The organism is Thermosipho japonicus (assembly GCF_014201655.1).
GTDB lineage: Bacteria > Thermotogota > Thermotogae > Thermotogales > Fervidobacteriaceae > Thermosipho > Thermosipho japonicus.
The window spans coordinates 301,367-317,088 of the sequence record NZ_JACHEX010000002.1; the positions used below are offsets into that span (position 1 = coordinate 301,367).

At 30.9% G+C, this 15,722-nt stretch carries 13 protein-coding genes; 6 read left to right on the forward strand and 7 right to left on the reverse strand.

The genetic code is table 11. The features are described 5' to 3' along the window. The first annotated feature begins 7 nt into the window (after nucleotides 1–7). Genes HNP65_RS05380 through HNP65_RS05390 form a run of 3 tightly spaced genes read left to right on the forward strand, consistent with a single transcriptional unit; the run spans nucleotide 8 to nucleotide 3,403 of the window. Nucleotides 8–1,111: a D-alanine--D-alanine ligase family protein gene (locus tag HNP65_RS05380; RefSeq protein WP_184619278.1), complete on the forward strand. Its 1,104-nt coding sequence runs from the start codon at nucleotides 8–10 to the stop codon at nucleotides 1,109–1,111. Continuing rightward, entirely contained in the window at nucleotides 1,108–1,866 is a 759-nt protein-coding gene (locus HNP65_RS05385; protein ID WP_184619279.1) for an alpha/beta fold hydrolase, read from the forward strand. Before HNP65_RS05380 ends, HNP65_RS05385 begins: the two co-directional genes overlap by 4 nt. Beyond that, a complete protein-coding gene (locus HNP65_RS05390; protein WP_184619280.1) occupies nucleotides 1,859–3,403 on the forward strand; it encodes a Mur ligase family protein in 1,545 nt (514 codons plus the stop codon). The genes HNP65_RS05385 and HNP65_RS05390 overlap by 8 nt, the downstream gene beginning before the upstream one ends. A 69-nt stretch (nucleotides 3,404–3,472) precedes the next feature. Here HNP65_RS05390 and HNP65_RS05395 read toward each other — a convergent pair whose 3' ends face one another. Genes HNP65_RS05395 through HNP65_RS05425 form a run of 7 tightly spaced genes read right to left on the reverse strand, consistent with a single transcriptional unit; the run spans nucleotide 3,473 to nucleotide 11,488 of the window. Next, nucleotides 3,473–4,117: a redox-sensing transcriptional repressor Rex gene (locus HNP65_RS05395; protein WP_184619281.1), complete on the reverse strand. Its 645-nt coding sequence runs from the start codon at nucleotides 4,115–4,117 to the stop codon at nucleotides 3,473–3,475. After that, nucleotides 4,095–6,071 (reverse strand): [Fe-Fe] hydrogenase large subunit C-terminal domain-containing protein, encoded by a 1,977-nt coding sequence (locus HNP65_RS05400; RefSeq protein WP_184619282.1) that lies wholly within the window; start codon nucleotides 6,069–6,071, stop codon nucleotides 4,095–4,097. The genes HNP65_RS05395 and HNP65_RS05400 overlap by 23 nt, the downstream gene beginning before the upstream one ends. 15 nt (nucleotides 6,072–6,086) lie before the next feature. Continuing rightward, nucleotides 6,087–7,964, reverse strand: coding sequence for an NADH-quinone oxidoreductase subunit NuoF (locus HNP65_RS05405; RefSeq protein ID WP_184619356.1), 1,878 nt, complete (start codon nucleotides 7,962–7,964; stop codon nucleotides 6,087–6,089). A 1-nt stretch (nucleotide 7,965) separates the two neighbouring features. Then, entirely contained in the window at nucleotides 7,966–8,439 is a 474-nt protein-coding gene (locus HNP65_RS05410; protein ID WP_004100354.1) for an NADH-quinone oxidoreductase subunit NuoE family protein, read from the reverse strand. Nucleotides 8,440–8,450: 11 nt separating this feature from the next. Further along, entirely contained in the window at nucleotides 8,451–9,590 is a 1,140-nt protein-coding gene (locus HNP65_RS05415) for a SpoIIE family protein phosphatase (RefSeq protein WP_184619283.1), read from the reverse strand. Further along, the gene (locus HNP65_RS05420) at nucleotides 9,577–11,181 is read right to left on the reverse strand and encodes a [Fe-Fe] hydrogenase large subunit C-terminal domain-containing protein (RefSeq protein ID WP_184619284.1); all 1,605 of its coding nucleotides are present in this window, start codon (nucleotides 11,179–11,181) and stop codon (nucleotides 9,577–9,579) included. Before HNP65_RS05420 ends, HNP65_RS05415 begins: the two co-directional genes overlap by 14 nt. A 1-nt stretch (nucleotide 11,182) precedes the next feature. Continuing rightward, entirely contained in the window at nucleotides 11,183–11,488 is a 306-nt protein-coding gene (locus HNP65_RS05425; RefSeq protein ID WP_221236854.1) for an NAD(P)H-dependent oxidoreductase subunit E, read from the reverse strand. Between the two features lie 1,325 nt (nucleotides 11,489–12,813). Here HNP65_RS05425 and HNP65_RS05430 point away from each other — a divergent pair. Genes HNP65_RS05430 through HNP65_RS05440 form a run of 3 tightly spaced genes read left to right on the forward strand, consistent with a single transcriptional unit; the run spans nucleotide 12,814 to nucleotide 15,707 of the window. After that, nucleotides 12,814–13,446 carry a hypothetical protein gene (locus HNP65_RS05430; RefSeq protein WP_184619285.1) on the forward strand — a complete coding sequence of 211 codons (633 nt, stop codon included), beginning with the start codon at nucleotides 12,814–12,816 and terminating at the stop codon, nucleotides 13,444–13,446. Continuing rightward, nucleotides 13,436–14,593: a vWA domain-containing protein gene (locus HNP65_RS05435; RefSeq protein ID WP_184619286.1), complete on the forward strand. Its 1,158-nt coding sequence runs from the start codon at nucleotides 13,436–13,438 to the stop codon at nucleotides 14,591–14,593. Before HNP65_RS05430 ends, HNP65_RS05435 begins: the two co-directional genes overlap by 11 nt. A 16-nt stretch (nucleotides 14,594–14,609) precedes the next feature. Beyond that, nucleotides 14,610–15,707: an ABC transporter permease gene (locus tag HNP65_RS05440; protein ID WP_184619287.1), complete on the forward strand. Its 1,098-nt coding sequence runs from the start codon at nucleotides 14,610–14,612 to the stop codon at nucleotides 15,705–15,707. The last annotated feature ends 15 nt before the right edge of the window (nucleotides 15,708–15,722 follow it).

Genomic DNA, 15,722 nt, shown 5'->3' on the forward strand with positions numbered 1-15,722 from the left:
GGTAGATATGATAAACGTTGGATTATTCTTTGGTTCAAAAAGTGTAGAGCACGAGATTTCTATAATAACAGCACATCAAGTGCTGAATTTTGTTGATAAAAACAAATACAATATAATTCCCTTATATATTACTAAAGATGGAAAATGGCTAACTGGAAAGGTTCTTGAAAAACTTGAAAATTTTAAGAACCTTGAAAGACTTGAAAAAAAAGCAAAACAAATTTCATTTATCTCTGCAAAAGATGGGAAATTAATCTTACATAGCAAAATAAAAAAAATTACTATAGATGTTTGCCTTTTGACATTTCACGGAAGCAACGGTGAGGATGGTAGCATCCAGGGAATGCTCGAATTTCTAAACGTTCCTTATACAGGTTGTGGAATGTACTCTTCAATGTACGCAATAGATAAAGTTATAACAAAACTTATTTTAAAAGAAAAAAATATTCCTGTAGTTGATTTTCTATACACAAGCAAAAAAAATTACACAAATGACTTTTTAAATCATTGTAAAGAAGTTCTTGAATATCCAATGATAGTTAAGCCTGCAAGGCTGGGGTCAAGTATTGGAGTAAAAAAAGTAAATGATAAAGCAGAACTAGAAAAAGCAATTGAAGTTGCTTTTTCTTTTGATGATAAGATTATAGTTGAAAAGTGGATAGATTCTAGAGAATTAAATTGTGCTGTAATGGGATACAAAAACATAGTTGTATCAGAAATAGAAGAAATAAAAAAGCAAAAAGATTTTTTTGATTATAACGAAAAGTACGTTCAAAAGGGAAAAAAGTTTTCAAATCATATAATTCCCGCACCAATAGATGAAAATTTAAAAAATGCCATAAAATCTATAGCGCGTGATACATTTAATGCACTGGAATGTCATGGAAATATAAGAATTGACTTTTTGTTATCTAAAGATAATAAAATATACGTTAACGAAGTTAATAGTATTCCTGGTGCACTTTCATATTATCTATGGCAAATGAGTGGCTTTACATCCTCGCAGGTAATTGATAACATGATTTCAATTGCTTTTGAAGCTTTTAAAGATAAAAAATCTAAAATATATTCCATAGATACCAATCTCTTCGACTTAAAGGTGGAAAAATGAAGAAAAAAATTTTAGATCTAACAATAAACTACAAAGTTATAGAAAATGGCACAAAAAACATCCTATTCTTACACGGATGGGGAGCAAATTTAAATTCTTTTTTGCCCGTTGCAAAAGAACTAAAATGTAGGTCGTTTTTAATTGATTTACCAGGATTTGGTGAAAGCTCTCTTCCAAACTCAATTTATTCAAGCTATGATTATGCTAATTTAATCGAACGTTTTATAAACGAGTTAAATTTAGATAATTTAATTCTAGTTGGACACTCATTTGGCGGAAAAATTGCTTCAATAATTGCAAGCAAAAACCCAAGTTGGCTTGAAAAAGTCGTTATAATATCCTCACCTGGAATTAAGACTAAGAAAAAATTTAAGACTAGATTTAAAATTTTTACTTATAAATTACTTGCAAAATTTTTTTATACCTTTGGTCTAAAAAAAAGTCTTGAAAAACTGAGAAGTAAATTTGGCTCACAAGATTATAAATCATCAAAAGGTATTATGAGAGAAATTTTAAAAAATGTTATCAGTGAAGATATATCTACAGAATTAAAAAAGATCAAAAAGGATGCTTTAATAATATGGGGAAAAAAAGATGATGCAGTTCCACTTGAAGTAGGAATAAAATTCAACCAGTATATTGAAAATTCGAAATTAATAGTCTATGAAAATGCAGGACACTTTCCATTTTTGGAAAATTTTGATAGTTTTCTATATGATTTTAAAAAATTTATAGGAGAGATCAACAATGGATAAGGTATTTTTATCACTTTTAGCTGCTAATTTTGTTATTAGATCTCTTTATTCACTTCATATGCTACAATTAGAAGAATACTCAGAAAAAAAATATATAAGGTGGATCTTTTCACACATAAATAAATACATAATTAACATTCTTCTAATAGCATCTTTTATATTATACTTTTTTCACCCACTATATGCCTCTTTAATACTATTAATATCAATATTTCTTGACTTAAAACTATTTCTTTTGAAAAAGAAGAAGAAAAGATTAGTGTTTACAAAAAGACTTAGAAGGTTAATGTATACCTCATTTTCCTTATTTGCAATTTTTTTATCTTTAACATTTATATATAGTAACATAATCTATGAAATCATAGCATTTACGTTTGTTTTATTCAATTCTCTTTTTTATTATATAACCAACGGAATTCTAATTCCAATTGAAAGGCTAATTAATGAATATTACTATAAAGATGCAAAAAGAAAGATATCAAGACTTAACCCTTCAACGGTTGCAGTTACAGGCAGTTATGGAAAAACCAGCACAAAGTACTATCTCTACCATCTTGTATCCGAGCATTATAAGTCCTTAATGACACCCGAAAGTTACAATACAACAATGGGAATAACAAAAACAATACGTGAAAAATTAGATAAATCCCATGAAGTCTTCATCGTTGAGCTTGCTGAAAATGATAATTACGGCTATGATAAATTGTTAGAACTTGTAAAACCTCAAATATCTATTTTAACCTCAATTGGGATTCAACATTTTGAAGAATTTGAAAGTCTGGACAACATCATTCAAAATTTTAAGAACTTTATTCTTGATAACCGCTCGGGGAAAAAAATTATTGCAAACATAGATGATGAAAATATTAAAAAGGTTTTAGAAAATATAGACGCAAACAAAGAAATAATTACCTGTGCAATCAATGAAAAAGAGGCACAGTATAAAGTAGAAGAATTAAAGCTTTCAAAAGATGGAGCTAGCTTTGTAGTTATCACACCGAATAATCAAAAATTTTATTTTGAAACAAATGTATATGGCAACGAAAATATTAGAAACCTTCTTCTTGCTATAGTTGCAAGCTTTGAGCTAAAAGTCCCAGTAGAAGAAGTAATAGAAAGGGCAAAAAATGTTGTAAAGCCAAAACACAGACTTGAAATAGTAAGAAATGATACTATTACGGTTATAGATGACACATTTAATTCAAATCCGAAAGGATTTAAAATGGCCCTTGAATATCTCTCACTTTTTGAAAATAGAAGAAAAATCATTGTAACTCCAGGATTTGTAGAACTTGGTGAGAAGGAAGACGAAGAACATTACAAAATTGGAAAAGAAATAGCAAAATATGTAGATGTTGTATTTTTAATAGGTGAAAAAAGAACAGAAAAAATATACAAAGGATTGATTGATTCAAACTTTGAAGGTAAAATATTCATAGTGGAAGATCTTAACGAAGTTATAGAAAAATTTAAAAGTTTCTTACAACCCGGCGATATAGTGTTATTTGAAAATGATCTTCCAGATAATTACAATTAACTAACCCCCCCAATGGGAGGTTGGGGGGGATGGGATGGTGTGGTGTCCATGTTGGCTTTTTTCGCTTTTTCACTTTTTTTCAAGAAGGTGTTTTATTGTTAAAACACCCGTAGTTATATCTTGATTTTCCAACACTATTCCCGGTGGTACTTTTAAAGTAACTGGTGCAAAATTCCACAAAGCTTTTATGCCATTTCTTACAAGTATATTTGCAACTTCTTGTGCACTCTCTTCAGTAACACATATAACACCTATCTTTACTTTAAAACGTTTAATAACTCTTTTCAAATTTTCTTCAGAAAAAGGGAGAACGGAAAGTTCTCCCACAAATTTGCCAATCTTAACTGGGTCGTTATCAAAGATAGCTACTACTCTAACTCCAATTTTTTTGAATCCAGCGTACTTTGCAAGAGCACTTCCTAGATTTCCAGCTCCAACTATTATGATGTTGTCCATGACCCCAATTCCAAAAAGTTCACTCAGCTCGTTTATGAGTGGAGGGATATGATAGCCAACCTTTGGTTTTCCTTTAATGTTAATGTAAGTAAAATCCTTCCTAACCTGTTCAGGTGTAATATTCAATTTTTCAGCAATACCCTCAGACGATATATACTCACTTTCTTCTTGCAAAAGCAATGCAAGATACTTTTTTAATCTTTCAAAAGTTGGTTTTGGTATTTCCAAAGGTCTTTTATCCTTTTTCAGATTGGACATGTTTTTTGAGCACCTCTTTCACTTTATCTGTGGTAGCCTCACTTACTATTGTATCATTAATCACAACATTTGGAGACTTACCACAGTTTTCAACACAGAAGGTGCCCTTTATTTCAATATTTTTAGCCCATTCTTCTTTGTTCACTACATCTATTAAGTCTGAAAGTATATCATATGAACCTTTTGAATAACAGGATGTTCCAAGACATACCTTAACCGTTGTTTTTTTATCTTCTTCAACTGGAAGAGGTAATATTTCAATATCTTCATCGTTTATTCTTTTTCTATTTCTGTATGTTGTGTGCAATACTTCATGAGAAATATGACTTAATGGTTTTTCAAGATATTTCTCATACAATGAAAGCATATGATAGTTTTCATTTGGTGAAATCAAAACATCTATACCAACTACCTCATTTAAAATTTCTGCTCTTTTCGTTCTTACTCTCGTATCATTTGGATAAGGCTGTCCTCCACCACCGATACAGCCATAATCACAAGCCATTACTTCAACTATATCCACTTTTAACTTACCGTTTTTAATTGAATCAATAACTTTTCTTGTGTTGCCAAGACCGAATACAACTATTCCGCTTATTACCTTACCATCTTTCGTTGTAGCTTTAGTAAGACGAATTCCTTTTTCAATTTCTTCAGTCTTTATATCGTCAAATTCAATTTCGCTTTCTAATACTTTCAATACACTTCCAAATACTCCTCCAGTTTTTCCAAAGCTTAAACCTGACTGAGATGATAATCCATATGGCCTGTCAAATGGTACTGGTGGGACATTTTTCAAGTTAAAACCACTTGATCTTATTAACTGTGATAATTCTCTTGTTGTAATTACTGCATCAACTTCCCCTGCAAGCTCTTCACGTTCTGCTTCAAATTTTTTAGCAGTACATGGCATTATAGACACAAGATAAATATCTTCTGGGTTTACTCCTATTTCTTTTGCATAGAATTTCTTTATAATACTTCCCAATGCCTGCTGTGGTGATTTTACAGTTGAAAGGTTGTTAAGATATTCAGGGTAATTATGTTCTGCAAATTTTACCCATCCAGGACAACAAGATGTAAATTGTGGAAGTTTTTCACCTTTTTCAAGTCTTTCCTTAAATTCATGAGCTTCTTCGTATGCGACAAGATCTGCAGCAAATGCAACATCAAATACTTTTTTAAACCCTATTGATTTTAAAAAGTTAACAATTCTTCCTGCTACAACAACATCCTCCTCCATTCCAAGTTCTTCCTGAATCGACGCACGAACTGCAGGTGCCATCATACCTATAATGTATTTACCTTCTTCCATTGCTTTGTATACATTCTGAAGGTCGTTTCTAAATGTCAAAGCACCGGTTGGACAGTGAGCCACACATTGGCCACAGAGAACACAATTTGTTGTCGAAAGTTCTTCACCAAATGCTGGCATAACTTGTGCTTCAAATCCTCTAAATGCAAAGTCTATTGCACCTATAGATTGAATTTCATCACAAACTCTCACACAGTCACCGCAAAGAATACATTTTGAATTATCCCTTATAATTATTGATGAATAATCTATAATATTTGACTTGTCAAGTTTGTCAAATCTTACTTTTCTTATTCCAAATTCTTCTGCATATCTTTGTAATTTACAATTTCCATTTCTCTCACATGTTGTACAATCCCTGTTGTGTGATGCAAGAATAAGCTCAAGAATCCCTCTTCTCATTTCGTATATTTCTGGTGTATGTGTTTTAACATTCATACCCTCATATGGTTTTATAGAACAAGAAGTCATTATTTGACCATCTATTTCAACAAGACACATTCTACAGGCGCCGTAAATTGAAGTTTCAGAAAGATAACAAAGGTTTGGTATCTCTATTCCAACATCTCTTAATGCCTCTAAAAGATTCCTTGAATCATCTTTTATTATAGTTTCTTTTCCATTAACTATTATCTTCACTACGATCGCCTCCCATTAAACCAATTCTATTGCGTTAAATTTACATTTTTCGAAACAAATACCACATTTTACACATTTTCCCTGGTCTATTACATATGGTTTGCCTCTCTCTCCGCTAATTGCTCCTTGTGGACATGCTCTTGCACAAAGGCTACAACTCTTACAAAGCTCTGGATTAATAACGTATTTTCTGAGTGCTGTACAGGTTCCACTTGGACATTTTCCGTTAATATGTTCTATATATTCATCTCTAAAGTGTTTTAAAGTACTCAAAATTGGATTTGGAGCAGTTTTTCCAAGTCCACATAAAGAAGCTGTTTTTACTATTTTTGCAAGGCTCTCAAGGTTTTCAAGATCTTCATATGTTGCTTTTCCCTGAGTAAATTTCTCTAAAATTGTGTAAGCTTGCATTGTTCCTTCTCTACATGGTACACACTTTCCACATGATTCTCTCTTGGTAAAGTCAAGAAAAAACCTTGCAACTTCAACCATACAACTATCTTCAGTTATAGCAACAATACCACCTGAACCAACCATTGCATCAACAGACTTCAACGTATCATAGTCAAGTGGCAAATCAAAATACTTTTCTGGCAAACATGCTCCCGATGGCCCACCAATTTGAATCGCTTTTAGTTTTTTACCTTCTACTGTTCCTCCACAAATATTTTCCAAAACGTACCTTATAGTTGTTCCAAATTCTATTTCAATAATTCCAGTCAGTTTAAGAGGACCTGTAACAGAAAACATCTTCGTTCCAGGTGATTTTTCCACACCACGTTTTCTGTAGTTTTCAACACCATCTCTAATTATCTTTGCAATATTTGCATATGTCTCGACATTATTTATGAGTGTTGGATAACCCCATAGTCCTTTTTGTGCAGGAAATGGTGGCCTTGGCCTTGGAACCCCTCTTTTTCCTTCAATTGAAGCAAGAAGTGCCGTCTCTTCTCCACATACAAATGCACCAGCTCCTTCTTTTACTTCTAGATCAAAGGAAAAGCCAGTTCCAAGAATATTTTCTCCAAGTAACCCCATTTTCTTTGCATCATTTATTGCTTTATTGAACATTTCAACGGCAATTGGATATTCTGCACGAATGTAAGCATATCCCTTTTGGGCTCCAACTGTATATGCTGCAATTATCATTCCTTCTAAAACTGAATGTGGATCCCTTTCAAGAAGTGTTCTATTCATGAACGCACCTGGGTCACCCTCGTCGGCGTTACAAACGACAAATTTCTTATCACCTTTTGCTTTGTATGTAAACTCCCATTTTAGTCCAGTTGGAAATCCTCCGCCGCCTCTACCTCTAAGTCCAGATGCCTTAACCGTTTCAATTACTTCTTCTGGTTTCATTGAAGACAAAACTTTTAAAAGTGATTTGTATCCGCCACGTCCCATGTAATCTTCTATTTTTTCACATTCGCTTGTACCAATACCTTCCATAATGTAGAAGGTTTGATTTTTAAAGAATGTTGCATCCTCAAGCTTGGTTATTTTTTGACCTGTAACTGAATCTGTTAAAAGAAGCCTTTCAATTACTTCTCCACGTTCTATGGTTTTTTCAACTATTTCTTCAACATCATCTAACCTTACATGTGAATATGTAATTCCTTCAGGCATTATTTTTACAAGTGGCCCAAGCGAACAAAGCCCACAACATCCTGTTTTCCTTACTACATTGCTTTCATCATCATCTATTGTTTCAACTTTCACATCAAGGCCTTTCTCTCTAATAACTTTAACAAACTTCTTGTATACCTTTCTTGAACCATTTGCAGTACAACCTGTTCCAACACAAACATATATTGACTTATCTTTTAATCTTTGTTCTCTAAGTTCTTGTTGTTTTTCTATATAGCTTAATGCTTCTTGAATTGTCTTAAACATATTATCTATCATCTCCTTCTTTAAGTTTTCTTAAAATTTCTTTTGTTTTCTCAGGAGTAAGATTTCCGTAAACTTCACCATTAATAACCATCGCTGGTGCAAGTGCACATGCTCCAAGACAACCAACTTTATCTAAACTAAATTTAAGATCTTGGGTAACCTCTCCGGGCTTTACTCCAACTTCTTCTTCAATTGCTTTTATTAGACTCATAGAACCTTCCATATGGCAAGCTGTTCCATCACAAATTAAAATAGTATATTCACCCTTTGGTTTAAGTGAAAATTGTGCGTAAAAGGTTGCAACACCAAATATCTTTGCAGGAGGTATATCAAGTGCAACTGAAAGATAATTTACAACTTCCTTTGGAATATGTCTGTACTCTTTTTGCACGTCAAGAAGTATCTTTATCAAGTTCTTTTTTTCATATCCATGTTTTTTTAAAATTTCTTCAACTTTTTCAAAATTTCTTTCCATCATTGCACCTCCTAAAAATATTCGAGATTAATTATTTTTCCTCTTTTTTCGAGTATTTTCGAAATATCATTTATCAGCCTAAACTTCAAAGAAATATCGTGTGTAAATAATGGATTTTGATGTGCTGGATTTATTGCCCTTCCTACAAGAAAATTTATTACATCTGCTTCTTCTAACATCTCAATTAATTTTTTTGCCCCAACACCAAGTTCTTCTATTTGGTTTTCATAATATCTAAAAACCTGAGTTAAAGTTATTATTCCTTCTGTTACAAGATCTACTCCATCCATATACCCTATTGGCGGTGAATTTTTTGAAATTGTTCTAACGTCTACATCTATATTTTTTCCTGTTATCCTTTCAACTATTTGACCAGTTGTCCCACCACATATAACCTTCTTACCTTTTGAATTTAAAAGTTTTTCAACAACCAATCTATCTTTTCTCTCGTCTTCAGGGGGCCCCACCATTATGGTCAAAACTCTTTTTTCCCTTATTTTCAAACCTGCTATTAATGCATCATCACCTTTTGAATACCTATCGAGCTTTTTTGCTAATTTAATCATGTGCTTGACAATATTTTCATGTTCTACCTTGTTTTTTAAAAGATTTTTTAACTCGAAAATTATATTTTCTTCTCCAAATCCAAATGGATACATATCGGTTCCCATTCCTGCTTGAGATATTCCATCAGTCATTAAAAATATTGAGTCACCTATTTTGATATCTATTTCACTAATTGTTAATTTTTTATTTTCTACTTTTTTCACAATCTTTTTTAAATTTAAAAGCTCACCATCTCTAAAATAAAAAATCAAAGGAAATTCATATTCAAAAATAGTACATCTTTTTTTCTTGTAATCCATCAAACATGTAGCAAGCGTTGAATAACTTATTCTTCTTACCTTACATGTGGGAAGTGTAGATATAATAGATGTAAAAACTTCTTTTATAGGTACATTATTAAAAACCATCGTTGTTGCCATCGTAGCTGTTAGTGTTGATAATATATTTGCTTTAACACCACTTCCCAAGCCGTCTGAAACACTAACCACGCATTTTTCTTCATTTCTTCTTATCTTTATAGAATCTCCACAGACCCATTCTCCTTTTTTGTTCTTCGACGCATAATTTATCTCACAAGTAATCATTTTCTTCCTCCATGTATCTTTTAAATTCCGTAAAATGGGACTTTGTTTCTGCAATCGATTCTCCTAAAAGGCTTGCAATTTCTTGAGCTAGTAGCATTTGTTTATTTAAAACCTCTTCAATCTTTTCAATTGTATGCTTCTTTATTATCTTTACCCTTTCTTCCTGTTCTAGTTCTTTTGTAACGTCTGTTAAAATAAATACTTCACCACTATCCTCTGGTAAATTAAATCTTTTAACGAAAAACTTCAAATTTTTGCTATTTACAGCTATCTCTTTAAATCCACTTTGCTCTACATCTTTTAAAAATTCCCATAACTTTTTGTTAGATAAACTCATAAAAGTAAGGCGTGCTGCTTTATTTTTGTAATTTATATTTCCATCTTTTACAATTAATATAAGGTTTGGTGTTTCTTCTACAACCATATTACTGACAGTAGAGACTTTATCAATAAGGTAAGTTATACACATTTCCTTTTCTGCCTTCTTTTCAAGAACTGCAATTGCCTTTTCTCTGCAAGTATCATACCCACACGCACTACAATTTAATTCTTTAGATTTGTCTGTTTTACCTATCGAGAACAGAACTTCTTGAATTTGTTGTTCTGTGTAGTTGTAATAATGTTTTTTATCCTTGAACTTTCTTTTTAAATCCAATTCAACATTTTCTATTGTCTTTCCTTCTGGAATTTTTTTAATATTTTGAGATAATCTTATTCTTTTTTCAAGCTGACTTATATCTTTTCTTGATGCGGGACCTTCAATACATCCTCCAATGCAAGCAGACATTTCTACAAAATAGTTTCCATCTATATCATCAACTCTATCTAAAAAGTCTTTTATATTCTTTACTCCTTCAATATTAAAAACTTGATCAAAAGTTTCTCCAAGAGTTTTTAATATTCCACCAGAAATAGGATAAAATCTTGCTAATTTTGGATACGGCTCCTGTGGAAAATCATCTTCAAAATCCAATATATCTATATTTTCAGATTCTAAAAATTTTTCAAGTTCCTCAAATGTTAAAACCAAATCATATTCTTTCTCAAGCTCACGTTTTTTAGCAATACAAGGGCCAATAAAGACTAGGGGGTAATTTCCAAAATATTGTTTTAAAAACCTTGCATGTGCAATTGCTGGAGAAACCACCGGTGATAAATATTTAATTTTCTCAGGATAATATTTCTCAACTAAATTAACCACCACAGGACATGCTGTACTAATCTTTATTCCTGACAACTTTTCATATTCCTTTGAAACTAATTCAGCTCCAACTGAAGTTTCACTAATAATAGCGCCATTCTTCTTTAAATAAGAGATAATTTTGAAAGGTTCATCAAAGTAAGAAAAAAACGAAGGAGCAATAGATACAAAGAATTTCTTCCCAAAAAAATCTTTCAAACGTTCATATTCAAATAAATAATTTTTTGCATCTTGTGGGCAAACTTCAATACATTTACCACACAATATACATTCACTATCAATAACTTTCGAAATATTATCAGAAAACGATATAGACTTTACTGGACAATTTCTTAAGCATTTATAACAATATTTACAATTAGCTTGATTTGAAATAATGTACTTTTCCATTTTAATTCCCTTCTTTTAGGAATTTTTCAATTTTTTCCTTAACATTATCCGGCGTAACATTAGAAATCAAAACTCCATCTATCTCAATGTTTATTCCATTAGCACATTTTCCAAAACATAAGGAACCATACAACTCAACACCTTCAAGATTCATCTCTTTGATTTTTTCTACCACTTCATACGAACCCTTTAAATGACAAGAACTTCCCATACAAATTTTTATAACCATACGATCACCTAGTTTTCGTGAAAAATATAACGTTATTATTTTCACGATTATTTTAACCTGATAATTCGAAGATGTCAATACGTGAATTTTTTAGCATAAAGGCATTTAATATCAATTTTTCTATGATAAATCCCTATTTTGAAAAAAATCAAATTAATAAAAAATTCTTTATTTACTTTGAAATAAGACTATAAAACAAAAAAGGAGAGTATTTTTACTCTCCTCTTTTTATCAATTAAATGTAGCTATTGACCGTTTTATTCCTCATAGGTAGATTCTAAACACAAGAAAGTGGCTGTAGTTGTGGGCTACGCAGGAGATTTTGGTTTTCATTCCTCATAGGTAGATTCTAAACCGATGTAGTAGCACCTAACACAGCAATGGCAATACGGTTTTCATTCCTCATAGGTAGATTCTAAACATTTCACCTATTAATCCTCCGACATATGTATACCCATTTACTTGGTTTTCATTCCTCATAGGTAGATTCTAAACCCTATAAATATCCCATAAATAACTATAACAAGAAAAAGTAACAAAAACTTCGAACAGAAGTAAAAAGTAAGTTAAATGTAGTATCTATGAGCTTTTATTTGAATTTGTTTTCGGAAATATCTACAGAAAATTTGTTTGATTTTTGTCTGTTAACACAAAAGTTACAAACATCAAAATTAGAAATTAGTAAAAAAGAAGTTTTTCGAATTTGGTTACAATAATGTTAAGACGTTCTTTTATATTTGAAACAACAGTTGTAATTTTACTGATTAATGTTAGACTTCTATTTGGTTAAGATATTGTTTCTGACGGCGTTTTTAGTATTTCAAGTTAAAAAAAAACTATATTAAGTTAAAATATGAAAAGTGACAGAATTTTTGAAATAGTTTCGTCACAAAAAACATTAATAGAAAAATATAACCAACAATATCTATTTCAATATTATTTGATTATAGAAAACACTTAATAAAATATCTAATTTTACCTTTAAAAATATGTTTTGATTTTAACTCTATTGATAGCGGTGATATTAGAGTAAAAAAGACTCAATCCTTATATGAAGTAGTTAAAAATGAAATAAAATATGAAATTATACGTAATGCCTAGTGGAAGAAAAGAAAAATATATAGGTTAATATATGGTAAAGATAGGAAATAGAGTAGTAGAGGATAAAACAGAGGATTAAGATGAAGGATAAATGAAAGGACAAATGAGAGGATGTTAAATACACAGATTGAATATACGTAGTAAGAACAGCAGTTACCAGTGTTAATAGAGGCACCCTTTGATCACCTTAAAATGATTAGGTTAAATAGTAAACAATCTTTATGTTAAATAATTTTTTGTTTTAACTTTTTCTTGCATTATAATTTATGATATAATTTTTGTTGATGAAGGAGGGAACTTTTTTGAAAAAGTTATTAATAATTATTCTTATAACTATTTCTATTTTTTCTTTTTCAATGAAATTTGGATTTTCAACGGATCAAGGGCTATGGTTTTCCGAAAAAATAGAAAATTTTAGAATAAGGATAGGTTATCCTTATTCTCAGTTCGGTTTGATTATTCCCTCTGAATTCTTAAGCTATGGTGTAAATATAGGGTATTTGTTAAACAATTCAAATAGCTTACTAGAAGTATTCTTTGATACTTCTATTAACAATTTTTACTTTAAATCTTTTGTAAAAACTTCCTTCCATGCGCCAGAAAATTACGATGAAACTACAGAAACCGGAAGAATATACGTTGGTATGACTCCAGCATATTATTTTACAAAAAATATTAGATTAGATTTTAATTTTGAATATTCTGCTATATATTTATACTATGATCCTGGAAGTGAAACTGGTTTTCCTTCTATTTTTAATACTGAAGACATTTTTAGGTACAACATTGGATTGCTTGTATCATACTTTATGGAAGATATACGAATCTTTTTAGGAATGAGCTTTAAGTATAGATGGATTGATTATCTCTTCTTACCACTCTTCAATGATCAGATCATTAGTTTTGGAATAGAGGTAGAAGCAAATGGTTATTGATAAAGCCTTTCAAAATTTAATAAAGAAGAGTCCTTTTTATGCATATCTTCTTTTAGGAATTATTTTAAAAGAAGACAATAATGTCAGAACAATGTCAATTAAATTCACCAAAAACGGTGAAATTCTTTTTTTATACAACCAAAGAATGAATAAAAAACCAATATGGTTTGTTGAAGCATTGATACTACACGAACTTATGCACATTATAAATCAGCATTTCAGGATAAAACCGAAAAACAATAGGGAAAAAAAGATCTGGGATCTTGCTATGGACGCTGCGATCAATCAATATATTCCAGAGCTTGATGCAAGAAGTGTCCCATTGAATGTATTGATTCAAGAGGGACATGGCGTCGACAATGAATATATTTTTGCAGCACCACCACCATTTATGATTAACAAAACTTCTGAGGAATATTTTGAATGGATGATGAAGGAATTTGAAAAAAAAGGAGATTTTGATATAGAAGCTCTGCCAGATTCTTTGGATGATCATAACTTTGAATCTGAATTACCAGTAGAAATGATAATAGAGATAACAAAAGACAAAGTTGGTAAGGCATTCAACATGTTTGGAAAAGACCTTGAATCAGGATTAAAGCAAAATATCAACATATCACTTCAAAAGTCAACTCTTGACTGGGAAACTTTAATTAGAAGATTTTCGAATGCAAGTATTAAGGGAGATAAATATAGAACACCTCTAAGACCAAATAGAAGATATGATAACCAACCTGGATGGAAATATGAATACAATTCAAAGCTTGCCGTTATTGTAGACACAAGCGCAAGTATTATTGAAGAAGAATTAAATCAGTTTCTAACTGAAATTGAAAAAATAGCAAAGTACGATTCTAAACTTCTTTTAATACAAGTTGATCAGGCAGTGACCATGGTTACGGAGTATACTTCAGGAAAATGGAAAGATCTAGAAATATACGGCGGAGGAGAGACAAACTTACAACCGGCAGTTGATTTAGCACAATCACATAATGTTGAAGGGATTATTATATTTACAGATGGCCATGTAGATGTACCTGTTGTAAAAAGAAGAGTTCTATTCGTTCTATCTTCAAAGCATAATCCTGATTTCATAGAAGATGCAGTAAGAATATATGGAAGAAGTTCAATAGTAATTTTAAAGTAAGAGGGGTAGATTATTTGTGAGAATATGGTATGAATTTAAAAGACTTCTTGGAAAACCGCTTAATATAATTCTAATTATTTTATTGCCAGTTGTTTTAACAATAGCAAGTATAATATTTTTTAATGGATTTGGAGTTACCAGTATAAAACTAGGAGTATATAATCTTGACAATTCGCCCTTATCAAAATTTACCATTAAGCTTGTTATGTCATTTTTCAAAGGAGGAACTCTAACCTACGTAGATGAAAACTATTCACATCTTCTGCAGAATGGTGAATTAAATGCTGTAATGGTTATACCTGAAAATTTTACAGATGCACTTTATAAAGGCGAAAAGGTAAATATTGACTTTATTCCTAGCCCTGTTGATTTGCAACTTTCCGTTGGTATATATAATGTTTTAAATTCAGTTTTTAATGATTTAAGTGGTTCTCCATTTTTTAACCCACAGGTTTTAAGGTATATGTTTGTTAGTAATGAAACACCTGCTCCAAACTTTGTTCCTAAAACGAAAAATTTTAAAACTAATTTTGGATATTTGTTTTCACCAGCTATTTTATTTTTATCAGTGATTTTTATAATTTTATCTATTGGTGTATTAACGGTTGTTAATGATAGAGATCTTGGACTTATATCATTATTCAAAGTAAATAATGAAAAATGGTACATATATGGATTAAACAAATTTTTAGCATTGTTTTTATTAGGCTTATTTGTTTCGATAGCTGTTTATATAGCAGGATATTTTTTGGGAATAAAGATAGAACTTTCTGTGTTTTTGCCATTATCTATAGTTGGCATAGTATTTCATGCATCACTTGCATTAATAATGTCTTGTCTTTCTCAAAACAGGGCAATTTCGAACATATTTGGTGTTTCTCTGTCAATGTTTTTCTTTTTTACAAGCGGAAGTATAACACCAGTCACCACACTTCCAAAATTCATGTTCAAACTTTCCAGTTTCACTCCAGCATATAAATTAACTTATGCAATTAGAAATTATCAACTTAATGGCGTTAGTATAAAAAGCGACTTTTTATACCTTTTATATTTATCAATCGCAACATTTATTGTTATGCTCTTGTTAATTAGAAAGGAATTTTCAAAAAAATAAGTGGCACTTAGCCAC